18 protein-coding genes are annotated in these 22,871 nt (G+C 71.8%); 4 read left to right on the forward strand and 14 right to left on the reverse strand.

Translation table 11 applies throughout. The features are described 5' to 3' along the window. Positions 1 to 18: 18 nt before the first annotated feature. From HNR68_RS21430 to HNR68_RS21460, 7 genes are all read right to left on the reverse strand, one after another. Entirely contained in the window at positions 19 to 1,680 is a 1,662-nt protein-coding gene (locus HNR68_RS21430; protein WP_281377498.1) for a GAF domain-containing sensor histidine kinase, read from the reverse strand. Positions 1,681 to 1,797: 117 nt separating this feature from the next. Next, a complete protein-coding gene (locus HNR68_RS21435) occupies positions 1,798 to 2,439 on the reverse strand; it encodes a response regulator (RefSeq protein ID WP_179725349.1) in 642 nt (213 codons plus the stop codon). 40 nt (positions 2,440 to 2,479) lie between these two features. Further along, positions 2,480 to 2,905 (reverse strand): FHA domain-containing protein, encoded by a 426-nt coding sequence (locus tag HNR68_RS21440; protein WP_179723548.1) that lies wholly within the window; start codon positions 2,903 to 2,905, stop codon positions 2,480 to 2,482. Positions 2,906 to 4,006: 1,101 nt separating this feature from the next. Further along, positions 4,007 to 4,831 (reverse strand): carbohydrate ABC transporter permease, encoded by an 825-nt coding sequence (locus HNR68_RS21445; protein ID WP_179723549.1) that lies wholly within the window; start codon positions 4,829 to 4,831, stop codon positions 4,007 to 4,009. Beyond that, positions 4,828 to 5,760, reverse strand: a complete 933-nt coding sequence (locus HNR68_RS21450; RefSeq protein WP_179723550.1) for a carbohydrate ABC transporter permease — start codon at positions 5,758 to 5,760, stop codon at positions 4,828 to 4,830. The genes HNR68_RS21445 and HNR68_RS21450 overlap by 4 nt, the downstream gene beginning before the upstream one ends. Next, positions 5,757 to 7,100 (reverse strand): ABC transporter substrate-binding protein, encoded by a 1,344-nt coding sequence (locus HNR68_RS21455; protein ID WP_179723551.1) that lies wholly within the window; start codon positions 7,098 to 7,100, stop codon positions 5,757 to 5,759. Before HNR68_RS21455 ends, HNR68_RS21450 begins: the two co-directional genes overlap by 4 nt. Next, a complete protein-coding gene (locus HNR68_RS21460) occupies positions 7,090 to 8,094 on the reverse strand; it encodes a zinc-dependent alcohol dehydrogenase family protein (RefSeq protein WP_179723552.1) in 1,005 nt (334 codons plus the stop codon). The genes HNR68_RS21455 and HNR68_RS21460 overlap by 11 nt, the downstream gene beginning before the upstream one ends. Positions 8,095 to 8,215: 121 nt before the next feature. Between HNR68_RS21460 and HNR68_RS21465 the strand changes: the two genes are divergently transcribed. After that, the gene (locus HNR68_RS21465) at positions 8,216 to 9,196 is read left to right on the forward strand and encodes a sugar-binding transcriptional regulator (RefSeq protein ID WP_380574923.1); all 981 of its coding nucleotides are present in this window, start codon (positions 8,216 to 8,218) and stop codon (positions 9,194 to 9,196) included. A 3-nt stretch (positions 9,197 to 9,199) separates the two neighbouring features. Here the strand turns inward: HNR68_RS21465 and HNR68_RS21470 are convergent, their stop codons facing one another. The 3 genes from HNR68_RS21470 to HNR68_RS21480 all read right to left on the reverse strand — a co-directional run bounded on the left by HNR68_RS21470 (position 9,200) and on the right by HNR68_RS21480 (position 13,738). Next, on the reverse strand, positions 9,200 to 10,396 hold the full coding sequence (locus tag HNR68_RS21470) for an erythromycin esterase family protein (RefSeq protein WP_179723553.1): 1,197 nt from the start codon (positions 10,394 to 10,396) through the stop codon (positions 9,200 to 9,202). 679 nt (positions 10,397 to 11,075) lie between these two features. Beyond that, a complete protein-coding gene (locus HNR68_RS21475; RefSeq protein ID WP_179723554.1) occupies positions 11,076 to 11,900 on the reverse strand; it encodes a protein kinase domain-containing protein in 825 nt (274 codons plus the stop codon). Then, positions 11,897 to 13,738: an ABC transporter ATP-binding protein gene (locus HNR68_RS21480; protein ID WP_179723555.1), complete on the reverse strand. Its 1,842-nt coding sequence runs from the start codon at positions 13,736 to 13,738 to the stop codon at positions 11,897 to 11,899. Before HNR68_RS21480 ends, HNR68_RS21475 begins: the two co-directional genes overlap by 4 nt. 375 nt (positions 13,739 to 14,113) lie before the next feature. On the opposite strand from HNR68_RS21480, the gene HNR68_RS21485 reads away from it, so the two are divergent. Both HNR68_RS21485 and HNR68_RS21490 read left to right on the forward strand, forming a co-directional pair. Next, positions 14,114 to 16,066, forward strand: coding sequence for a hydantoinase/oxoprolinase family protein (locus HNR68_RS21485; protein ID WP_179723556.1), 1,953 nt, complete (start codon positions 14,114 to 14,116; stop codon positions 16,064 to 16,066). Then, on the forward strand, positions 16,063 to 17,613 hold the full coding sequence (locus tag HNR68_RS21490; RefSeq protein WP_179723557.1) for a hydantoinase B/oxoprolinase family protein: 1,551 nt from the start codon (positions 16,063 to 16,065) through the stop codon (positions 17,611 to 17,613). The genes HNR68_RS21485 and HNR68_RS21490 overlap by 4 nt, the downstream gene beginning before the upstream one ends. 114 nt (positions 17,614 to 17,727) lie before the next feature. Here the strand turns inward: HNR68_RS21490 and HNR68_RS21495 are convergent, their stop codons facing one another. The 4 genes from HNR68_RS21495 to HNR68_RS21510 form a co-directional block, all read right to left on the reverse strand. Beyond that, positions 17,728 to 18,663: a LysR substrate-binding domain-containing protein gene (locus HNR68_RS21495; protein ID WP_179723558.1), complete on the reverse strand. Its 936-nt coding sequence runs from the start codon at positions 18,661 to 18,663 to the stop codon at positions 17,728 to 17,730. Positions 18,664 to 18,720: 57 nt separating this feature from the next. Then, positions 18,721 to 20,151 carry an Nramp family divalent metal transporter gene (locus HNR68_RS21500; RefSeq protein WP_179723559.1) on the reverse strand — a complete coding sequence of 477 codons (1,431 nt, stop codon included), beginning with the start codon at positions 20,149 to 20,151 and terminating at the stop codon, positions 18,721 to 18,723. 38 nt (positions 20,152 to 20,189) lie between these two features. Continuing rightward, positions 20,190 to 21,452 carry an MFS transporter gene (locus HNR68_RS21505; protein ID WP_179723560.1) on the reverse strand — a complete coding sequence of 421 codons (1,263 nt, stop codon included), beginning with the start codon at positions 21,450 to 21,452 and terminating at the stop codon, positions 20,190 to 20,192. Between the two features lie 159 nt (positions 21,453 to 21,611). Continuing rightward, the gene (locus HNR68_RS21510) at positions 21,612 to 22,595 is read right to left on the reverse strand and encodes a hypothetical protein (protein ID WP_179723561.1); all 984 of its coding nucleotides are present in this window, start codon (positions 22,593 to 22,595) and stop codon (positions 21,612 to 21,614) included. Between the two features lie 62 nt (positions 22,596 to 22,657). Between HNR68_RS21510 and HNR68_RS21515 the strand changes: the two genes are divergently transcribed. Continuing rightward, on the forward strand, positions 22,658 to 22,840 hold the full coding sequence (locus HNR68_RS21515) for a PspC domain-containing protein (RefSeq protein WP_179723562.1): 183 nt from the start codon (positions 22,658 to 22,660) through the stop codon (positions 22,838 to 22,840). Positions 22,841 to 22,871 lie beyond the last annotated feature (31 nt).

Raw genomic sequence — 22,871 nt, forward strand, 5'->3', positions numbered from 1 at the left:
GCGGTTTTCCACCGGCGGTCACCTCGGCGGGGTGAGCGGGGCCGTCCACAGCACCCTGGTCCCACCAGCCGGCAACCGCTCCACGGTGCACCGGCCGCCCATCTGCTCCGCTCGCTCGACCAGGTTGTGCAGCCCGCTGTGCGCGACCGTGTCACCGATGCCGACGCCGTTGTCGGTGACGTCGATGGTCAGGTCGTCCTCCAGCGAGACCGTCACCGACAGCTCCGTGGCCTGCGCGTGCCGCACGGTGTTGCTCACCGCTTCCAGCACCACGGCTTCGGCGTGCTCGGCCAGCCGCGGCGGCAGCACGTCCAGCGGTCCGGCCATCCGCATGGTGATGCGGAGGGGGTTGTCGCCCACCACGTCGGTGACCACGCGCTGCACCCGGGTGCGGAACCCCCTCCGGTGTTCGGCGGCGACCTGCAGGTCGAAGATGCTGGCGCGGAGGTCCTGGATGACGTCGTGCAGCTGGTCGATGTGCTCGGTGAGCCTGGTCGCCACGTCGGGTGTCTTCGCCCGCCGCTGGGTGCCCTGCATGGCCATGCCGATGGCGAACAACCGCTGGATGACGTGGTCGTGCAGCTCGCGGGCGATGCGGTCACGGTCGGCGAGCACGTCCAGCTCGCGCCGCGCCGCCTGCGCCTCGGCCCAGCGCAGCGCCAGCGCGGCCTGGTCGGCGAAGGACGACACCACCAGCAGCTGCTCCTCGTCGAAGCCCTTGGCGCCGGCCCGCCGCACGGCCAGCAGCACCCCGGAGATGGTCCCTTCGGCCCGCATCGGCACCGCGAGCGCCGGACCGAGCTCCACCGCGGCGTGCTCGACGGTGGACAGGTGCGCGACGTGGCGCGGCACCCGCTCGCGGAACACCTGGCCGGTCACCGAACCGTGCACCGGGATCCGCCGCCCGACCAGGTCCTCGACGCCCTCTCCGGCCGACACCGTCACGGTCAGCTCCGCGACCTCCTCGTCGTCGCCGCGGGCGGGCACGGACAGCAGCGCGTAGTCGGCCTCCGTGAGCTCGGCCGCGCGCTCGGCGATCACCTGCAGCGCGTCGATCGGGTCGGTGCCCGCCAGCAGTTCGGCGGTGATCTCCCCGGTCGCGTCCAACCAGCGCTCCCGGCGGCGGAGCTCCTCGAACAACCGGGCGTTGTCCACCGCGATCCCGGCGGCCCCGGCCAGCGCCTGCAGCACCACCTCGTCGTCCTCGGTGAAGGGTCCACCACCGCGCTTCTCGGTCAGGTACAACCTGCCGAACGTCTCCTGCCTGGCCCGGATCGGCACCCCGAGGAAGGTGTGCATCGGCGGGTGGTGCGCCGGGAAGCCCACGGACGCCGGGTGCGCGGAGATGTCGTCCAGCCGCAGCGGCTTGTCCGCCTCGATGACCACGCCCAGCACACCGCGCCCGGTGGGCAGGTGCCCGATGCGGCGCCGGGTCTCCTCGTCGACCCCGTCGTGGATGAACCTGCTGAGCGACCCGTCCGGCGCCAGCACCCCGATCGCGCCGTAGCGCGCGTCGACCAGGTCGATGGAGGTGCGCACGATGCGCCGCAGCACGGAGTCGAGCTCCAGCTCCGAGGAGATGCCCAGCACGGCGTCGAGCAGTGCGTCCATCCGGTCCCGCAGACCGACGATCTCCTCGATGCGTGCTTGGACCTGGGTCAGCAGCTCCTTGAGGCGCAACCGGGACAGGGTGCCCGCGACCGAGGGAGCGCCCCCCTCTCGCAAGTCCCCGGTCCCTGGCGCGTTCGCGCTGCTCACACGTCCACTCTGACAGGCCGGTCGCGACCCGGCGAGTGCTCACGACTCCGGTCGGTGACGCAACCGGGTGGCCAGCACGGCCGCCTGGGTGCGGCTCTGCAGGCCGAGCTTGCTCAGCAGGCGGGAGACGTAGTTCTTGACGGTCTTCTCGGCCAGGAACATCCGCTCGGCGATCTGTCGGTTGGTCATGCCCTGGCGGATGCAGTCGAGCAGGATGCGTTCCTGCCCGGTCAGCTCCGGCAGCTTCGAGGTGCCGTCGAGCTCGGCGCGCAGCTTGTTCACCAGCGCGGTCGCTTCCTGCTGGGTCAGCAGCGATCCGCCCGCCCCGACCTTGCGGATGGCCGAGGCCAGCTCCATGCCCTTGATGTTCTTCACGACGTAGCCGGCAGCGCCCGCCAGCATCGCGTCCAGCAGCGCCTGCTTGTCGCTGAAGGAGGTCAACATCAGGCACTGCAGCCCCGGCAGGCGGGACCGCAGCTCACGGCAGAGCTCCACTCCGTTGCCGTCCGGCAGCCGCACGTCCAGCACGGCCACGTCAGGCCGGACAGTGGGGATGCGGGTCAGCGCTTCGCCCGCGGAGGCCGCCTGCCCGACGACTTCGAGGTCAGCCTCCGAGTCGAGCAGGTCCACCAGTCCCAGTCGCACGACCTCGTGGTCGTCGACCAGGAACACGGTGGTCACCGCGCCGCTGCCCACATCCCCACTGTAAGAGCGTCCGCCCTCAGGTGCCGCTGCGGAACGTGAAGCGGACACGGCCGATCCACAGCTCGTCCCCATCGTTCAGCTCAGCGACGTCCACGGGCTGCCGGTTGAGGTAGGTGCCGTTGAGCGAGCCGCCGTCCACCACGACGTAGTTGCCGTCGCGGAGGTGCAGCTCGGCGTGCACGCGCGACACCGTCATGTCGTCGACCACGATGTCGCAGTCACGATCTCTCCCGATCGTGACCTGCGGGCTCTCCAACGGGAAGCTGGCGCCCGCATCCGGTCCGCGGTTGATGACCAGCCGGGGACGGCCGTCCGACTCCACGGACTCGCGCGGCGCCGGGACGACCTGGGCGCTCGATGCGACGTCCGGCAGGGTCCGGGCCGTCTGGTCCGCCTCCGCGACACCAGTGGCGGCGGAGAGCTGGAACCGGGTGTCCTCCATGGTCGTACTCCTCGCAAACGGGGCAGGGAAGCCGCCCGGGGGTTGCCCGACCGGGGCTGGGCGACTACTGACAGCATGCCGAACGAGCACGCTGCGTCGCCAGGACCTTCGTCCTGAGCACCTCCCGAACCCGCGGTGACGCTTGCCACTCCCAGTGGTACCCGCGGAGACGCAGCCGTCAACGGCGCTTTTCGGGTGGCTCGCGCGCACGGGCACGCTGGCACCCGTCCGCGCGAAGCCGGCACCGACCGGGTGGCGCCCCGATGACACGACGCGACCACCGGAGTCACAGTTCTCACTCGCCCCCCTCCTGACCCACCGGGCGGGTCTCCCCCCCCCAGGAGACGGGTTCCTCTCGGGTCGTCCGGGCGGGAACGGTGGTTCCCGCCCCCTGCACGGACGCCGGACGGCCTCAGGCGCTGTGCGGATCGACGCCCTCGCCGCGACGGGCGGCGACCGCACGAACCGCACGGACTGCCGACGCCGGCTGGTGCACGCCCCCTTCACCCGCCCCGCGACCACGAGCCCACTGCGCCATGATCACCGGATCGTGCGACAGCAAACCGCTCGAAACCCTGTTCGAGCCTGGGCATGATGGACACATGAGCCCGTTGACGACCCGACCGAGCACGACGAGCCAGTTCCGACGTCGACCTCAACCGCGCAGGAGTCCACGATGTGCAGTACCCATCCACTGTGGACAATTTCGGCCAACTACCACACATCGACCGATCAGACCACAGTGGACTCATGACGTGCACACCGAGCGAAGGCCACGACCACTTCATCGGATGAACAGGACAAGGGCGCCGGACTGCACACGCACTGGCCCATCACCGTGACGAAGCAGACCAGCGCTCGGGGGCGAACGTGACCGAGAGAGCTGGAGGGACGCCGCAGACGCACCGAGCGGAGTCCGTTCCGCGCTCCACTGACCACGGGGGACACCACGGAAGAACTCCGGGAGTCCAGGCAGCACCTTGGCAACTCAACAGTGGGAAGAGGAAGGCCAGGAACCGGAGGAAGGGACCGCCGGAACAGAGTGGTGCCCGCCCGGACGTCGTCCAGGCGGGCACCGCTCGGCGGGGGGTCAGCCGAGCATCACTTGACAGCACCCATGGAGAGACCGCGGACGAGGTGGTTCTGCGCAGCCCAGCCGATGATCATCACCGGCAGGGAGGCGAGGAACGCCGCCGCGCTCAACTGCGCCCAGTAGAGCCCCTCGCTGGTGATGAACCCGACCAGGAAGACCGGGACGGTGCCCGCCTGCGCCGCCGTCAGGTTCACCGCGTAGAAGAACTCGGTCCAGGAGAAGATCACGCAGATCAGGGCGGTGGCGGCGATGCCGGGCGCCACCACCGGCAGCACGACCCGGAACAGCAGCGTCGGCAGCCGCGCCCCGTCGATCCGCCCGGCCTCCACCATCTCCTTGGGGACCTCCAGGAAGAACGAGCGCATCATCCAGATCGCCAGCGGCAGGTTCATCGCCGTGTACAGGATCACCAGCGCCCAGACGTTGTCCAGCAGCTTGAGGTTCTGCGAGATCACGTACAGCGGGATGATCGCCGCGACGATCGGCAGCATCTTCGTGGACAGGAAGAAGCCCAGCGCGTCCCGGGTCCCGGGGACCGCGGAGATGGACAGCACGTACGCCGCGGGCACCGCCAGCAGCAGCACCAGCAGCGTGGACACCACCGTCACGAACGCCGAGTTCGCCAGGTACGGCAGGAACCCGCGCTCCAGGACCCCGGCGAACTGCTCCAGCGTCGGGGTGAACACCACCTTCGGCGGGTTGGTGTAGGCGTCGCTCTCCTGCTTGAACGAGGTGAGCACCATCCAGAGGACCGGGAACACGAACAGGATCGCGACCAACCAGGTCAGCCCGGTCAGGGCCCAGCGGCCGAGGGGGTTGCCGGTCCGCATCATCGCACCTCACTCACGCCGAAGGTCCGGAACATCAGGCGCAGCGCGAAGGTCGCCACGACCAGGGTCAGGACCACCACGACCACGCCCATCGCCGAGGACTGCCCGATGTCGAAGCCCTCGAACGCGCGCTGGTAGATGTAGAACGGCAGGTTCGTGCTCGCGGTGCCCGGCCCGCCCTGGGTCATCAGGTAGATCGCGTCGAAGCTGTTCACGATGTAGATCGCGCCGAGCAGCACGGCCAGCTGCAGGTAGCGCCCCAGCTGCGGCAGGGTGATCGACCAGAAGATGCGCCACCGGCCCGCACCGTCGACCGCCGCGGCCTCCAGCACCTCCTTGGACTGGCCCTGCAGACCCGCGAGGATCAGCAACATCATGAACGGCGTCCACTGCCAGATGACCTGCGCCATCACCGAGGCCATCGGGAACTGCGACAGCCAGTCCACATCGGTGCCGAACGCGAAGTTCAACAACCCGTAGGTGGGGTCGAACATCGTCGTCTTCCACAGCAGCGCACCGGCCGCGGGCAGGATGAGGAACGGCGTGATCAGCAGGGTGCGCACCACGCTGCGCCCCAGGAACTGGCGGTCCAGCAGCAGCGCCAGCCCCAGACCCAGCACCATCGCCACCAGCACGCACACCACGGTCAGCAGCACGGTGTTGAACATCGCGCCGCGGAACTGGCTGTCGGTGAAGACGTCGATGTAGTTGCGGAGGCCGACGAAGTGGCGCGAACCCGGGCGCACCAGGTTCCAGGACTGGAACGAGTAGAAGATCGTCAGCAGGAACGGGATCTGGGTGACCAGGATCGTGAACAGCAGCGCGGGCATCAGCGGCGCGCGACGCAACCATGCCTCGCGCGACCACTTGCCAGCGGGTTTCCGGGTCACCGCCTGCGGGACAGCGGTGGGCGTCGTGGCCATCTGCGTCATCGGGTCTCCCGGTAGGCCTCGCCGACGGATTCGGCGTATTCCTGGGACTGCTGCAACGCTTCGTCGACCGTGATCTGGCCCGCGATGGCGGCCGACAGCTGCTGGCTCACCCGCGTGCCGAGGTCCTGGAACTCGGGGATCCCGACGAACTGGATGCCCGGGTAGGGGACCGGGTTCAGCATGGTGTTGCGCTGGTTCGCGCTGTCGATCCCGTCCAGCGTCGCCGGGGCGTAGGCGTGCGCGGCCTCCTGGTACTCCGGGATCCGGTAGGTCGACAGGCGGCACCCCGGCGGCACGCGGTTCCAGCCGAAGGTCTCGCCCACGGTCTGCACGAACCGCTTGTCGGTCATCCAGCGCATGAACCGCCACGCGGCGTCCTTGTCCTTGGCGACCTTCGGCATGGCCAGTGCCCAGGTGTAGAGCCAGCCGCTGGTCTCGGTCCGCGACACCGGGGCCGCCACGTACCCGGACTTGCCGACGACCTCGCTGCTGGCGGGGTCCTCGTTGGTGCCGGCCATGACCGTCGCGTCGTACCACATCGCCGCTTCACCCTGGGCGTACCGCGTGCCGCACTCGGTGAACCCGGCGCTCGAGGCGCCGACCTCGCCGTGCTTGCGCACCAGGTCGACGTAGAACTGGGCGGCGGCGCGGAACTCCGGCGAGGTCAGCTGGGCGTTCCAGTTCTCGTCGAACCAGCGCGCGCCGAACGTGTTCGCCACGGTGGTGAACGGTGCCAGGCTCTCACCCCAGCCGGGCTTGCCGCGCAAGCAGATCCCGGACACGCCCGCTTCCTTGTCGTCCAGACGAGCGGCGAAGTCGGCGATCTGCTCCCAGGTCGGCCGTTCCGGCATGGTCAGCCCGGCCTTCTCGAACAAGTCCTTGCGGTAGGCCAGGAACGAGGACTCGCCGTAGAACGGGACCGCGTACATCGAGCCCTCGTGGGACAGCGATTCGCGGATGCTGGGGATGAAGTCATCGGGGTCGTAGCCCTCGCTGGAGTCGATGTAGGGCTGCAGGTTCTCCAGCCAGCCGTTGGCCGCCCACTGCGGGGTCTCGTAGTTGCTGATCATCACCACGTCGAACTCGCCGCCCTGGGTGGCGGTCGAGGCGGTGATCTTCGCACGCGCCTGGTTCTCCGGAAGCTGCACGAACTTCAGCTTGATCCCGGGGTTCTCGCGCTCGAACTGGCCGGACAACGCGATGGCGTCTTCCATCTGCGGGTTGGACACGATCGCCACGACGAGCGTCCGGTCACCCGTGCCCAGCGCTCCTGCGCCCGCGCAGCCGCTGAGGAGCAGCGCGACGACTGCGAGCACGGCCAGCATGGCTCTACTTCGCATCAACGCCTCCCGGCAGGACCTGCACCTTCAGCCCGGCACCGCTGCGCATCAGGTCCAGCGCGGCGGGGAACTCCTCCAAGGGCAACGTGTCGGTGAGCAGCGTGTCGGTGTCGATGGCGCCCGAGGCGACCAGGTCCAGCGCCGCGCCGTAGCTGTGCAGCACCGCCATCGACCCGACGATGGTGATCTCGTCGTTGTAGATGCGGAACGGCGACACCGAGATCCGCGCCTCCGCCGGGGCGACGCCGAAGACCAGCAGCCGCCCGCCGCGCCGCAGCGAGTCGAACGCCGCCTCGATGGCGGGCGCCGCGCCGGTGCAGTCGACGGCCGCGTCGAAGCGCTGGTCGAGCTCGGCGACGTCGGTGCTCACCGCGACGGCACCGAGCTTCGTAGCGCGCTCCAGGCGAGCCGCGTTGCGGTCGACGACCGACACCCGGGCACCACCGCGCTGCAGCAGCTGCTGCATGAGCAGGCCCATCGTGCCCGCGCCGACCACGAGGAACCGCTCCCCCGCCTCGACACCGATCTGCCGCACCCCGTGCACCGCGCAGGACACCGGCTCGACCAGCGCACCCTGCTGCCAGGTCATGGAGTCGGGCATCCGGTAGGCGGTGTGGGCGGGGATCGCCACGTACTCGGCGAAGGCACCGTCCACGGTGTCCCCGGTGGCGTTCCAGTTCTCGCACAGGTTGCCGTGGCCCGAGCGGCACGGCGTGCAGTAACCGCAGAACAACGACGGGTCGACGGCGACCCGGTCGCCGACCTTCCAGTCGCCCGGGACGTCCGCGCCGAGCTCGACGACCTCGCCGGCGAACTCGTGGCCAGGAACGATCGGGTAGGGCGTGGGTGGGAAGTGCCCGTCGGCGATGTGCAGATCGGTCCCGCAGATGCCGCACGCACCCACCTTGACCACCAGCTGGCCCTCACCCGGTTTCGGGTCGGGCACCTCGCCCACCCTGATCGAACCGGGCCGATCGATGATCGCGGCGCGCATGACACCCCTTCTCCACGGGATCGCTCATATGAGCGGATCACGTCGTTCATCCTCGAAACTTGCCGTGCATTGAAGGATGATCCTGCGTGTGACGTCAACTTTTCATCTTTAACATGCTCATATGAGCACTAGGAGGACGCGGATGAGGTTGACCGACACCATGACGGCCGCCTCGATCGCGCACCGGTTCTTCGTCCAGGGCCGGACCAAGCTGGAGATCGCCCAGGAGTTCGGGATCAGCCGCTTCAAGGTGGCGCGGATCTTGACGGCGGCGCAGGAAGCGGGGCTGGTGCGGGTCGAGTTCGACCTGCCGGTGCCGATCGATCTCGAGCTGTCGGAAGCGGTGCGGACCAGCTACCGGCTGCGCCGCGTGCTGGTGCTCAACCGAGCGCAGTCCAAGGCCGAACGCCCGGAGCTGCGCCGCCGGATCGGGGCCCTGGCCGCGGACCTGCTGGCCGAGACCGCCACCGCGGACGACGTGATCGGGCTGTCCTGGGCGCGCTCGGTCAACGCCATGGCGGAGGCCGTCCGGACGCTGCCGAAGTGCCCCATCGTGCAGCTGTGCGGGGTGCAGGCGGGCATGGACATGCGCGACCGGTCGGTGGAGACCGTGGAGCGGCTGGCCGGCGTCTCCGGCGGGCGCGCCTACCCGATCTACGGCCCCCTGGTGCTCCCGGACCGGCGCACCACCGAGATCCTGCGCAACCAGCCCGGCATCGCCGAGACGTTCGACCAGTTCCGCCACCTGACCAAGGCCGTGGTGAGCATCGGCGCGTGGCTGCCCGACGAGTCGACCGTCTACGACGCCCTCGGCGAGCCCGAGCGGGAGGCGATCCGGCAGCGCGGGGCCACGGCGGAGATCGCGGCACGCCTGTTCGACGCGGACGGCAACGCGTTGTCGACGGGGCTGGCGCACCACGTCCTGGCGATCCGGCACGAGGAGCTCCGCCAGATCCCGGAGGTGATCGCCCTGGGCTACACGGTGCCGAAGGCGCGAGCGATCGATGCCGTGCTGCGTTCCGGCGTGGTGACCACCCTGATCACCGACGCCCAGGTCGCCGAGGTCCTGCTGGACCTCGTCGCCGAGCGGCCGCCGGCCTGAGCCTCAGGCCATCACGAACGAGCTCGGGTGCATCTCGGGCAGGCAGACCACCGCGTCGAAGGCCTCGGCCACGTCCACCGGCATCGTGGTGGTCACGTGCCGGATCGAGGTGGGCCCGGTGGTGGCCGACCGCAGGTCGAGCAGTACGGGTCCGGACTCGCCGACCGCCTGCTCCACGCTGCCCTCGGCCACCGGCTCCAACGGCCGAGCGGTCACCCCGATCCCCAGCCGCGCCTGGTCGTCGAGGTGCATGCCGACGGTCGTCCCGGCGCGGGCGGTGACACCGATGGCGCGGTAGTCCGCCCCGAACTCCTCCGCCAGGTAGCTGCCCAGCGACCAGGCTCGGACGCTGGGCAGCAACCGCATCGGGACGCGCTGGATGTGCAGGTTGTGCGCCAGCACGACGATCCGCTGGTCCGCCCCGTGCAGGTCACGCAGCAGCCGCACCGTCTCGGCCTGGTACGCGTCGCGGGAGGACGACGTGAGCGGAGACGGATCGGGCTGACCGAGCTCGACGAGCTCGCGGAGGTGCTCGTCCAGCCGGAGCGCGCCCAGCGCGTGGTGCCGCGCGAGGCGGTCCTCCGGCCGACTGCTCGGCAGCGCATCGAGCCGGAGCAGCAAGCGGGTCAGGGCGGCGGTGGCCGCGTCCCGCTCCGCCGTGCTGAGCTCGGCGTACTTGGTGGGGGCGACACCGTTGTTGGCCGAGGCGTACGGCTGCGTCGCGGACGTGGCCGCATCGACGAGCTGCACCTGCTCGGGCGCGCGCTCGACCAGGTGCGCGCGCACCAGCCGCAGCGCCGGCAGCACGGACCCGCCCGACCCCGGCACGTCCAGCCCGGCGAACCGGACCCGGCCGCCGACCGCGTTGTGCTCGCGCAGCCAGGTGATCAGCTCTTGGACCTCGACGGCATCGCCGTGCCGGAAGGTGAACCCGTCCCGAGCCACCTCCGCCAGTCCTCCTGGACCGCCGTTGATCCACGCGTCGACCACGAGCCCCTCGGCGAACCCCGATTCGAGCGCGACCACGCTGAACCCGAGCTCGGTCACCAAGAACCGGACGACTTCCGCGCGCAACCGTCCGAACTCGCGGATGTAGTGGTTGTTCTCCCCGATCGCCACCACCCGAGCGTCCCCGACCACCTCACCGAGCGAGGACAGGTCCTCGAGCGACGACCGGCGAACAGCCCCCGGAAGGTTCACAGCGACTCCCCAGCGGTACCGGTGCGACGGCTGCGATTGTGCCTGAGATCCGGTGTCGCCGGGCGGACTTCGCCAGAACCCCACCCGTCTTGTCCCACGGTGCCGAGCGGTCCGACGCGGCGCGTCGGCAGTCGTCCACTCAGGCCAGCTGCCTGAGCCGTCGGGCTGGGTGAGCGCTTCCGAGAAGTGGCCGGAAGGATCGCAGAAGCAGACGCCGCGACCACCGTGGTCGGTGTTGTGCTGTTCCGGGAACTCACGCTGCGGGTCGGCCCAGTGCTGGCGGCCCCTCTCCCGGATCCGGGCGTCGATGCCGTCGACGTCCTCCCCGGTGACGAGGAAGGCGTAGTGCTGCGGTGGGAAGCCGAAGCCCTGGCTCGCCGAACTGGAGCGTGACGCCCGCGCGGGGGGGGACCGTGGGGACCACGCCACCCGGCTCCGCCGGCGGGAGGCCGAACACCTCGGTGCAGCACGAGGCCGACACCTGCTTGTCGCGCGCGGCGACGATCCTGTGGTTCAAGAGGACGGTCCTCGAGGACCTCCCGCACCCGCGCCTCCATGTCCGACGCTGCCCGCCACCGACACGCGACGCGGCGCCCAGGGCGGCACAGCCGTCACACCGCGGTCGAGGTCGAAGGACCAGGCACGCGGCGCTCCCGGGCGCTCACTCCGCCTGGTCACCTCAGGGTGGCTGCTCCTCGCCGGTCGCCTCGGCGAGGACGTCGTGGAGGTGGGGCAGCGTCGGGCGGTCCTCAGGGCGCGGCCGGAGGCATCCGTCGATCGTCTCCGCCAGCGCCTTCGGCAGGCGGCGGGCGGACCGGACCGGTGGCGCCGTCCTCGTCAGCTGCGGGTGGTCCTCGGGGGCGTCGGCGAACGGCTGGCACCCGGTCGCCGACTCGTACAGGACCAGCCCGATGCCCCAGACGTCCGCGGGCGGTCCCACCGTCCCGCCGCGGACCTGCTCCGGTGCCATGCAGCGCGGCGTTCCGGTGCCGCCGCGGCTGGGTCCCGGTGGGCGGGCCACCCCCAGGTCGATCACCCGCGCGCGGCCGAACTCGGCGATGATGTTGCCCGGCTTGAGGTCCAGGTGCAGGTAGCCGCGGTCGTGCAGGTAGCGGATCGCCGAGCACAACTGCTGTCCCAGGTAGCCGAGCTCGCGGGTGGTGAGCCGGCGCTCGCCGTCGTCGAGCAGGCTCTCCAAGGTCGCCCCGCCCAGCGTCTCCATGACCAGCACCGGGGTGCCGTTCGCCGCCTCGGCGACCTCGTAGGCGCGGACGATGTACGGGTGCGTGCACGACAGCAGCAGCTCGCCCTCCGCCACCAGGGCGTCTCCGACCTCGCGCTCCGCGGCGAGGTTCGGCCGCACGGCCTTGACGAAGCACCGGCTGTAGCGGCGGCGGCTCCAGGCGTCGTAGGTGTCGTAGGCCTCCCCGCGCCGGACGTGCTCGATCACCGGGTAGCCGGGCGCGACCTCCTGCCCTCGGCGCAGCGGTCCGGTCCTGGTCACGCCGACTCCTGGGAGACTGCGTCCTGCTGCTGCAGCCGGTACAGCGACGCGTAGCGGCCGTCGCGGTGCATGAGCTGGGTGTGCGTGCCGGACTCGGTGATCCGGCCGTCGTCGAGCAGCAGGATCTGGTCGGCGTCGCGCACGGTCATCAGGTTGTGCGCGATGACGATCGAGGTGCGGTCGACCATCAAGCGGCGCAGCGGCTCCAGCACCCGCGCGCTGGACGCCGCGTCAAGGCCGACGGTGGGTTCGTCCAGCAGCAGGATCGGCGCGTCGCGCAGCATGGCGCGCGCGATGGCGATGCGCTGGCGCTGTCCGCCCGACAGCAAGCTGCCGCGCGCCCCCACCCTGGTGCGGTAGCCCTCGGGCAGTGCGGTGATGAACTCGTGCGCGTCCGCCGCGCGGGCGGCCCGCACCACCTCGCGTTCGGTGGCCCCGGGACGCCCCCACGTGATGTTGTCCCACACGCTGGCGTCCACGGCCAGGACGTCCTGCAGCACCACCGAGATGGTGCCCCGCACCTCCTGCTGCGACGTGGCGCGCAGGTCGACGCCGTCGATGGTCACGGCACCGGAGCGCGGGTCGTAGAACCGCAGCAGCAGCTTCCCCACCGTGGACTTGCCCGAACCGCTGGCGCCCACCAGGGCGAGCACCTGGCCGGGCCGGACCGTGAAGCTGATGCGGTGCACCGCGTCCCGGTCGGTGCCCGGGTAGCGGAAGCTGACCGCGTCGAAGGCCACTTCGCCGCGCACCCGTCCCAGGTGCCGCGGGTGGACCGGGTCCCGCACTTCGGGGACCTGGTCGAGCAGCTCGATGATCCGCTCGGCACCGGCGGACGCCGCGTAGACGGTGTTGGTCAGCCGCCCGAACCCGCGCACCGGGCTGTAGAGCTGGCTGAGGTAGCCCAGGAACACCATCAGACCGCCCAGCGTGATCGAACCGCGGGACAGCTCCCAGGTGCCCAGCCCGATGATGAGCAGCACCCCGCCGAGCTCGAGCAGGTCGACCAGCGGGTTGAACAGCGCGTGCAGCCGGGTGGCCACCATCTCCGCGGCGAAGCTGCCCAGGTTCTCCCGGTGGAAGCGCTCGGTCTCGGCGTGCTCCCGGCCGTAGGCCTTGACCAGCGCGGCGTTGCTCAGGCTCTCCTCCGCGACCGCCCCGATCGTGCCGCTGCGCCGCCGCTTCTCCCGCGAGGCGGCCTTGATGCGGCGGGAGAAGTACCGCGCGGACAGCCAGAACGCCGGGACCGCGATCAACGACACCAGGGCCAGCCGCCAGCTGAGCACGAACATCGCGCCGGTGAACAGCACGATCTTGAACAGGTAGGACAGCGCCTGCGTCGTGCCGGACAGCACCAGGTTCTCGATGGCGGTGACGTCACCGGTGAGCCGGGACAGCGTGTCCCCGACCTTGCGGCGGTCCAGGAACCCGATGGACAGCTCGTGCAGGTGCCCGAACAGGTCGGTGCGCAGGTCCAGCAGGAAGCGCTCGGCGACCCAGGTGGACAGGTACTCGTCGGTGAACGCGACGACCCCGGCCAGCACCGTGATGCCCAGGTAGGCGACCGCCAGCGCGAAGAACAGCTGGAAGTCGCGCGGCACCAGCACGTCGTCGACGAGGACCTTGAACATCCAGATCGCCGCGGTGTCCAGCAGCGGTGCGACCAGGACGAGCAGCACCACCAGCGCCCACCACCGCCGGTAGGGCCGCGCGTGGGGCCAGAACCGGCGGAAGATCTCCCGCACGCCGACCACCGGCACCTGCTCGACCAGGCCGCCGGACTCCGGCGCCGGAACGGACAGCAGCGCCCGCAGCCGGGCCAGCAACGGGATGGTCATGGCTCGTGCGGAGCGGCGCCGCCGCCCACCGATGGGGTCAGTAGATCACCGGGAAACCGGGGTCCAGGGTCCTGGTCCGCGTCCGGTGCCGACCGGTCGTCCGGTGACCGTGGTGGTGGTGGTGATGGTTGTGGTGGCTGTGGTGCCCGTGCCTCCGGCTCGCCGGCACGTGCGCGGTGAACAAGGCGTTGAGCATCGTCCCCTCCCAGGGTTCGAGGTGCGGATCGGCTCTTCCCAGGGTCGCGGCCCAGCGGGGCCCGGAACAGAGACCTTCTTCCCCCTCGGCACCCGGTTTCGACGACGGTCCACGTCGCGGGAGCCCGGCTCGCCTGCCGGGGCGGCCCGGCTGCGCCATGATGCCCCTGGGGGGCCGTGATGTCGGACGAGACCAGCACGTGTGCCGGGGTGGACGTCGGGGGCACGTTCACCGACGTGGTCGTGCACGCCCCCGACCGGCGGCCCAAGGCCGTGAAGGTGCCCACCACACCGTCCAACCCCGCTGAGGGCGTCCAGCGCGGAGTCGCCGTGGGGCTGCCGGGCGCCAGCCCGCGCCTGCTCCCGCACGGCAGCACCACCGCCACCAACGCCGTGCTGGAGCGCAGGACCGCGCGCACCGTCCTCGTCACCACGGCGGGCTTCACCGACGTGCTGCGCATCGCCCGGCAGAACCGCCCCGCGCTCTACGACCTGTCGGTCACCAGGCCGGATCCGCTGGTCCCCCGGGACCTCGTGGTGACCGTCGAGGAACGGATGGGGCCGGACGGGGAGCCGGTCATCACCCTCACCGACGCCGAGGTCGAGCGCGTGGTGGCCGCGGTGCGCGACCTGGAGCCCGAGTCGATCGCGGTGAGCCTGCTGTTCTCCTACGCCGGCGACGAGCACGAGCGGCGGTTGTGCGCGGCGCTGGCCGAGCTGGGCGTGCCCCTCACCCGCTCCAGCGCGCTGCTCCCGGAGTTCCGCGAGTTCGAACGGGCGTCCACCTGCGTGCTCAACGCGGCGATCGAACCGGTGATGCACCGCTACCTGTCCGACCTGGTGTCCCGCCTGCCGGAGCCCGCGATCACCGTGATGACCTCCAGCGGCGGCACCGCGGGCGTCGACTTCGCGGCCACCGCCCCGGTGCACACCCTGCTGTCCGGGCCCGCCGCGGGCGTGGTGGCGGCGGGCGCGGTGGCCCGCTCCGCCGGGTTCGCTGACGCGATCGCCTTCGACATGGGCGGCACCTCCACCGACGTGTGCCTCATCCGCGACGGGCACCCGGAGGTGGTCAGCGGCTCGGAGATCTCCGGACTGCCCTTCCGGACGCCCGCGGTCGGCATCCACACCGTGGGGGCCGGGGGCGGGTCGATCGCCTGGGTCGACTCCGGTGGGGCGCTGCGGGTCGGCCCGCGGTCGGCCGGTGCGGACCCGGGACCCGCCTGCTACGGGGCCGGCGGGCAGGAGCCGACCGTGACCGACGCGCACTGCGCGCTGGGACACCTCGACCCGGCCCGGGAGCTCGGCGGCGGGTTGCGGCTGGACGCCGCCGCGGCCCGCCGGGCGCTGGCCACGCTGCCGGAGTCCGCTGCGGGCGTGCTGGCGGTGGTCCGGGCGACCATGGTGCGGGCGCTGCGCAAGGTCAGCACCGAGCGCGGCGTCGACCCGGCCGGGCTGGCGTTGGTCGCCTACGGCGGTGCCGGTCCGCTGCACGCCACCGCGCTGGCGCGCGAGCTCGGCTGCCCGGCCGTCGTGGTGCCGCCCGCTCCGGGCGTGCTCAGCGCGCTCGGCCTGCTGCTGGCACCGCCCCGCTTCGAGGCCTCGCGGACGGTGCTGGCCGACGCCGGCGACGACCTGTCGCGGGTCCAGGCCGAGCTCGCCGAGGAAGCGCGCCAGGAGCTCGAGAAGCAGCACGTGACCACGGCGATCACGCTGTCCGGGGTGGCCGACATGCGCTACGCGGGCCAGTCGCACGAGCTGCGGGTCGACCTCACCGAGGGCAGCGACCCCGCCGAGCTGTTCCACGCCGCGCACCGCGAGTCCTACGGCTACGAGATCCGCGACGAGCGCGTCGAGGTGGTGACGCTGCGGGTCGTCGCCCGCGGGGAGCCCGTGCTCGCCGCCCCGCCGGGCGACTGGGACCAGGGCAGCCCGGAGCCCCGGCCGGACCGCGAGATCGGCGTCGGCGACCAGACGGTGCGCGCTCGCGTGGTGCCGCGCGCCGCGCTGCGGCCGGGGGACGCGATCACCGGCCCGGCGCTGGTGGAACAACCGGACACCACGACGCTGCTCGGCGAGGGCGAGGTGGCGGTCGTGGACGACGCGGAGAACCTGGTGGTGCGGTGGACATGACCGAGCTGTCCGCGGTGGAGCTGGAGGTCTTCCGGCACGCGCTCGCCGGCGTCGCCGACGAGATGGGCGCGGCCCTGCGCCGCGCCGCCTACTCCCCCAACATCAAGGAACGCGCCGACTGCTCGGCGGCGGTGTTCGACGCCGACGGTGAGATGGTCGCGCAGGCCGAGCACATCCCGGTGCACCTCGGCGCGATGCCCGCCAGCGTCCGCGCGGTCCTGGACACGTGCGGCGAGCTCGAACCGGGTGCGCAGGTGTGCGTCAACGACCCGTACCTGGGCGGCACCCACCTGCCGGACCTGACGATCGTCGCCGCGGTCGGCTACGGGGACCGGTTGCTGGGGTACGTCGCGAACCGCGCCCACCACGCCGACGTCGGCGGCGCGGCGCCCGGCTCGATGCCCGCCTCCGCCACCGAGATCGCGGTGGAGGGCGTGCGGATCCCGCCCGTCCGCATCGCCGACGCCGCTGGTGAGCGCGAGGACGTGGTCCGCTTGATCGCCGCCAACTCGCGCACCCCGGCCGAACGGCGGGGCGACCTGCGCGCCCAGTTCGCGGCCAACCACGTCGGCACCGTGCGGTTGCGCGAACTCGCCCACCGGATGGGCTCGGCGCGGCTGCGCGCGGCGATGTCGGCGGTGTGCGACTACTCCGACCGCCGGGTGCGCGCGGCGATCCGCGAGATCCCCGACGGCTGCTACCGCAACGAGGACGTGCTGGAGGTCGGTGACGGCGTGCCGATCCGGGCGGCGGTGACCGTCTCCGGCGAGGAGGTGGCGGTCGACTTCGCCGGCAGCGCCCGGCAGGTCCCGGTGAACTGCAACGCGGTGCTGGCGGTGACGACGTCGGCGTCGATGTTCGTGCTGCGGATGCTCACCGACCCCGACGCGCCGCCCAACGCGGGGTGCTACCGGGCGCTGCGGGTGAGCGCGCCCGAGGGCACCGTGGTCAACCCGACGTTCCCGGCACCGACGGCGGCCGGCAACGTCGAGACCAGCCAGCGCATCGTGGACGTGCTGCTCGGCGCGTTCGCCCAGGCCGTGCCCGACCGGGTCCCGGCGGCCAGCCAGGGCACGATGAACAACCTGCTCATCGGCGGCAGCGACCCGGCGTTCAGCTACTACGAGACGCTCGGCGGCGGCGAGGGCGGAACGCCCGACCGGCCGGGGATGTCCGGGGTGCACACCGGCATGACCAACACGCAGAACACCCCGGCCGAGGCGGTGGAGCTCGGCTACCCGCTGCGGGTGTGGCGCTACGAGCTGCGCCCCTCCTCCGGCGGCGCCGGCCGCCACCCCGGCGGCGACGGCCTGGTGCGGGAGGTCGAGGCCCTGGCCGACTGCACCCTCACCATCCAGTCCGAGCGCCGCACGCACGCCCCGTGGGGCGTCCGCGGCGGCCGCCCCGGCGAGGTCGGCCGCAACGTCCTGGTCCACGCCGACGGCACCGAGGAGGAGCTGCCGGCCAAGGGCACCTGGCCGCTGCGCCGAGGAGACCGCATCCGCATCGAAACCCCAGGTGGCGGGGGCTGGGGAACGCCCGGCTGAGCGCTACCCTGGAGGTGCGGGCCGGGAGCTCCGCGCTGGCACGTGGAGCATCCGAAAACCCGGCACCGCGGGGCCTCCGACCCGAGCGGCCGGAGGCTTCCGCGTCGTGCGGGGTCAGTGCTGGGCGGGGAGCTCCGGTGACGGGGCCTCGGCCAGCAGGCTGCGCAGCGCGTCCCCGGCGCGGGTGCTGGTGCGGTCGCTGCGCCACCACAGGGCCACCTCGCGGTCGCGGGGCGCGTCGGCGATGGGGACGACCCGGACGCCGTCGGTGTTCGCCACCCGCACCGCCAGGGCGTTGACCACGCCGACCCCGATCCCGCCGCGCACCAGGGAGATCAACGTCTGCGGCTGGTTGGTGCGGAAGACGACGTCGGGCGCCAGCCCGGCCTGTTCGAAGGCCAGGGACGTCTCGACGTGGTCGTTGCCGCGGCCGCTGTTGTCCCCGGCGGTGATCAGCGGCCGCGCGGCGAGGTCCGCCAGCCGCAGCGGGCCGGCCGGGGCCTCCGCACCGGGCACGACCGCCACCAGCGGTTCCCGCCACAGCGGCTGGCAGGTCAGCGCGTCGCTGGCCGGGACCGGCAGCACCGGCCGGACCGCGAGGTCGACCTCGCCGGAGAGCAACGCCGCCTCCAGCTCCAGCGCCGTCCCCTCCTGCAGCACCAGCTCCACCCCGGGGTGGCGGAGCCTGCTCTGCTCCACCAGGAACGGGAACAGGTGCGCCGCCGCGCTGGGGTCGGCGCCGAGCCGCACCGTGCCCCGCACCCGGTGCGCGGCGCGCGCCGCACCGTCGGTGGCCGCCTGGAGGTGCTGGAGCATGCCGTGCGCGTGCGGCAACAGCTCCCGGCCCTCCGCCGTGAGCACCACGGGCGTGCGCCCGCGGTCGAACAGCCGCACGCCCAGCGCCCGCTCCAGTTCGGCGACGTGGGTGCTGATCCGGGACTGCGACCGGTAGAGGGCGTGGGCCGCGGCGGAGAAACCGCCGTGCTCCACCACGGACACGAAGCTGATGAACCAGTCGAGGCGGAAGCGGTACGCCTCCGCGGCCTTCACCGCGACCACCTCATGTCCACCACCCCGTCCGGTCCACCTCCGCCGGCCACATCATCGTCAGGACCCGAACACCTTGTCCAACTGCTGGTGCACGGTCAACACCGCGAGCACGCCGAACAGCAGGATCGACCAGACCAGCGCCACCAGCCGGTAGCCGCGGACGCGGATCGCCTCGGGCAGCATCGTGCGGTTGATCGCGATGAGCAGGCCGGAGTAGATGAACATCATCACCCCGCCCGTGCAGGCCGAGATCGTCGCCAGCAGCAGCGGCTGGCCGAGCCCCGCGATGACGACGACGATGCCGATGACCACCAGTCCCCACACCAGGGCCGCGTAGATCTTGCTCTCCGAGGCCTGCGGGAAGTACGTCGTCTTCAGCACGTCGGCGGCGAGCCGGCTGGTGTAGTCGACGATGCCCAGCGCCGCGGCGAACAGCGAGAACGCGCCCACGATCCAGAAGAAGTAGCCGAACCAGCCGCCGGCCGCGGCCATCATCGCCTCGCCCTCGATGCGCAGGAACGACACGTCGTTGGACGCCTCACCGGAGCCGAAGACGGTCGCGTGCGCCAGCAGCGACATGAAGGTGATGGACAGGAAGGTGATGGCCACGAAGGTCAGCGCCTGCTCCTTGTTCGCGAAGCGCCACCACACCTTCCAGCGGGACAGGTTCTCGTCGGTGGCCGGGAAGATGAACCCGGCCTGGCCGCGCGCTTCGGCCTCGCCGGTCAGCGGCGAGACGATCTTCGGCACGTAGCGGCCCATGCCGAAGCCCTTGTCCCGGATCCAGTTGCTCTGCACCAGGTTCTGGCCACCGCCGGCCCCGGCGAAGGCCAGCGCCCCCATCAGCACGGCGAAACCCAGCTCCGCGGCGGGGAAGCGCGGTTCGGTGACGATCGTCGGCACCGAACGCCACGTACCGGCGCCGATCACGAACAGCGAACCGACCACGATGAGCAGCAGGATGGCGGCGACCTTGACCATCTGCGCCCGCTCCAGCGCGTTGTAGACCGCGGGTGCCAGGGTGAGGATGAGCGCCACGGCCACCAGGATCACCGCCGACACCACCGCGACGTCGCCGCCGAAGGCGTAGGTGAACAGGGTCGCCGAGCTCGTCGCCCACGCCGGCCACAGGTTCGCGAAGTAGGCCATCACCGCGAACACCAGGCCCCAGTGCTTCCACAACCGGCTGAACCCGGTCACCGCGGTCTCCCCGGTGGCGAGCGTGTAGCGCTCGATCTCCATGTTGAGGAAGTACTGCGTGAGCAGGCCCAGCAGCGCGGCCCACACGAAGGTCAGGCCGACCTGCGAGGTGATGTAGGGGAACAGGATGAACTCGCCGCTGGCCAGCCCCACCCCGGCCGCGACGATCCCGGGGCCGATCAGCCGCCACTGCCGGGTCGGCGGTTCCGGCAGGTCGCGCACCTGGGGGCGCGGGATGTGCTTGTCCGGGAAAGCTCTCGCGGGATCGATGGACTCTGAGGAAACCATGTGCACCCCTCCGTGTCGTCTGCTGTGGACAGTGCCGGTCACCGGCTCGGCACGGTCTCCGCCTCGGTCAGGCCGACGGGCTTGCCGACCAGGAACGCGTAGCTGAGCGCGGCGGCGATGGCGATCCCGCTGGCCGCCAGCAGCGCGATGACGAACGAACCCGTCCGGTCGACGATGATCCCGGTGATCAGCGGCGCGAACGCCCCGCCGAAGTAGCCGCCGAAGTTCTGCAGGCTGCCCAGCGACGCGGTGATGCGCTCGGCCCCGACCGTGGTGGCCAGCGACCAGGCGCCGGCGCTGGCGTTGTTCATGAAGAACTGCGCCCCTGAGATGCACACCAGCGCGAGCGTGGTGCTCGGGGTGAGCGCGACCGGGATGGTGCACAACCCACCGAGCAGCAGCCCCGCGCAGATCGGCACCTTGCGCGCGATCATCGTCCGGACCCCGCGCCGCACCAGCAGGTCACCGACGCCGCCGCCGGAGAGCATGCCCAGCGTTCCGGCCAGGTAGGGCACGACGAGCGCGAGTCCGGTGTCGGCCACGCTCAGGCCGCGCTCGCCCTCCAGGTAGGCGGGCAACCACGTCAGGTACAGGTAGACGGAGTAGATGACGCCGGAGAAGCCGATCATCATGCCCCACGTGCTGCGGTGCCGCAGCAGGCTGACCCACTCGCGCACCGACACCGGTTCCGGCGCGGCCTCCGGTTCGGGCTCGTCGGCCACCTGTCCGCGGTCCCGGTAGACGACGAACCAGACCAGTGCGAGCACGATCCCGGCGACCCCGGCCGCCACGAACATGGTGCGCCACCCGTAGCTGAGCATCAGCCAGGTCAGCAGCGGTGGTGCGATGGCGGGTGCCAGCGTCGACGCGGTGTTGAACAGCCCGACCGGCAAGCCGCGGGACTCGCGCGGGAACCAGTCGGCGACGACCTTCGCCCCGCCGGGGAACGCCGGTGCCTCACCCAGGCCGAGGACCAGCCGGCCGGCCAGCATCTGCTTGAACCCGGCGGCCAGCCCGCAGAACGCCTGCGCGGCCGACCACAGCAGCAGACCGCCGCCGAGGACCTTCCGCGGCCCGAACCGGTCGAGCAGGCCGCCGGCGGGCAGCTGCGCGAAGGCGTAGGCCCAGGAGAACACCGACAACAGCAGCCCCATCTCGGTCGGGCCGATGCCGAACTCGTCCTGGACGCTGTTGTTGGCGATGGCCAGCGTGCTGCGGTCGACGTAGTTGACGATGCCGATGAGCACCAGCAGGACGAGCAGCAGCACACGCATCCGGCGGATGCTCTGCGGTGGCCTCATGTGTTTCTCCCGGACGGCGGTGTCCTCTTCGAGCTGACGTGTCCGGAACCACCGCGGCGCGAAGATCGCCCGCCCGATTCCGGCGCTTGACCATAAGCAGCCGTCACACCCCGGTGAAGCGCATGTTTCGCATGCCCGCCATCCGCGGTGCGGATGGGTTCAGCGCCCCTCGGCGCCCCGCACCCGCTCCTCGGCCGCGTCGCGGTCGCGCCGCGCGCGCTCCCGGCGCTGCCGGGCGCTCTTGGTCTCGCGCCGGAGCTCGCGCTGCTCGTCCTCCGCGCGCTCCAGCTCGTCGCGGCGCTGTTCCAGTCGCGCGCGCAGCTCGTCGATCTCGTCGCGCAGCCGCTCGCAGCGCTCCTCGGCGGCGCGCTCCGCGCGTTCGGCGCTCTCCAGCGCGTCCGCGGCCTCGTCGAGCTCGGCCTCGCTGCGCCGCAGCGCGTCGCGGGCCTCCGCCAGCCGTTCCTGCTCGGCCCGCTCGGCCTGAGTCCGCTTGGTCGTGCCCCGGGACTGCTCGGTCGTCCCCCGCCGCTCGGTCGTCCCCCGGGTGTGCTCCTTCGTCCTCCCTCGGGTCGATCCCGCCTCCCGGGGTCGCTCCGCCGGTTCCCGCGTCTGCTGCGCCGGTTCCCGCGTCTGCTGCGAAGCGCGCAGGACCGCGGTGGCGGCGACCTCGTCGAGCCCGAACCCGCTGTACTCCAGGGGTTTGGTGAGGGTGGCGGAGCGGACCGCGCGGGCCGCTTCCGGGTCGGAGAGCGCGGCGGTGAGGGTTTGCTCGACCTGCTCGCGGGTCGCCCCGGTCAGCGGATGGCCGTGCTCCTCGGCGAGGGCCGCGGCGCGTCCGGTGAGGTCGCGCAGGGTGCTGGTGCGTTCCCCGGCCAGGCTGCGGAGGTCGTCGCCGCGCAGCTCGCGCTGGGCCGACCGGAGCCGCTCGCCCAGGTCCAGCAGGGTCTCCAGCGCGTCGGGGTCGCGGTCCGACAGCAGGTTGACCGCCCACGCCGCGGTGGTGGGCTTGCGCAGCTTCTTCAGCGCGCTCGCGAGCTCGCCGTCGCCGCGCTCCTTGGCCTCCGCCGCTGCGCGGTCGCGGGCGGGGACGAACTCGGCCGGGTCGGCGGTGCACAGCTCGCGGGCGACCTGTTCGACGTCCACCGGCTCAAGCTGCCACGGCCACCCGAGGTGCGCGACAGCTCGGGCGCTCGCAGGCTGTGGGCATGAACAGCGTGGAACGCCCCCGCGAGGGCCGCATGATCGGCGGGGTGTGCCGCGGGATCGCCCAGCGGTTCGGCTGGAACGTGGGGCTGGTCCGCCTGGCCTTCGTGGTCTCGTGCGTCCTCCCCGGGCCGCAGGTCCTGGTCTACGTGCTCCTGTGGGTCCTGATGCCGAGCGCCCCGTGAGCCGCGGTGTGGTCTCGGCCGTGCGGGGAAT

The sequence above is a fragment of the Saccharopolyspora hordei genome (assembly GCF_013410345.1).
Lineage (GTDB): Bacteria > Actinomycetota > Actinomycetes > Mycobacteriales > Pseudonocardiaceae > Saccharopolyspora > Saccharopolyspora hordei.

Bases quoted from the DNA above. Each gene is read 5' to 3' on its own strand.
- HNR68_RS21440 (WP_179723548.1), bottom strand. From the start codon at position 2,905: ATGGAGGACACCCGGTTCCAGCTCTCCGCCGCCACTGGTGTCGCGGAG.
- HNR68_RS21445 (WP_179723549.1), bottom strand. From the start codon at position 4,831: ATGATGCGGACCGGCAACCCCCTCGGCCGCTGGGCCCTGACCGGGCTG.
- HNR68_RS21450 (WP_179723550.1), bottom strand. From the start codon at position 5,760: ATGACGCAGATGGCCACGACGCCCACCGCTGTCCCGCAGGCGGTGACC.
- HNR68_RS21455 (WP_179723551.1), bottom strand. From the start codon at position 7,100: ATGCGAAGTAGAGCCATGCTGGCCGTGCTCGCAGTCGTCGCGCTGCTC.
- HNR68_RS21460 (WP_179723552.1), bottom strand. From the start codon at position 8,094: ATGCGCGCCGCGATCATCGATCGGCCCGGTTCGATCAGGGTGGGCGAG.
- HNR68_RS21465 (WP_380574923.1), top strand. From the start codon at position 8,216: ATGAGCACTAGGAGGACGCGGATGAGGTTGACCGACACCATGACGGCC.
- HNR68_RS21480 (WP_179723555.1), bottom strand. From the start codon at position 13,738: ATGACCATCCCGTTGCTGGCCCGGCTGCGGGCGCTGCTGTCCGTTCCG.
- HNR68_RS21485 (WP_179723556.1), top strand. From the start codon at position 14,114: ATGTCGGACGAGACCAGCACGTGTGCCGGGGTGGACGTCGGGGGCACG.
- HNR68_RS21490 (WP_179723557.1), top strand. From the start codon at position 16,063: ATGACCGAGCTGTCCGCGGTGGAGCTGGAGGTCTTCCGGCACGCGCTC.
- HNR68_RS21500 (WP_179723559.1), bottom strand. From the start codon at position 20,151: ATGGTTTCCTCAGAGTCCATCGATCCCGCGAGAGCTTTCCCGGACAAG.
- HNR68_RS21505 (WP_179723560.1), bottom strand. From the start codon at position 21,452: ATGAGGCCACCGCAGAGCATCCGCCGGATGCGTGTGCTGCTGCTCGTC.
- HNR68_RS21515 (WP_179723562.1), top strand. From the start codon at position 22,658: ATGAACAGCGTGGAACGCCCCCGCGAGGGCCGCATGATCGGCGGGGTG.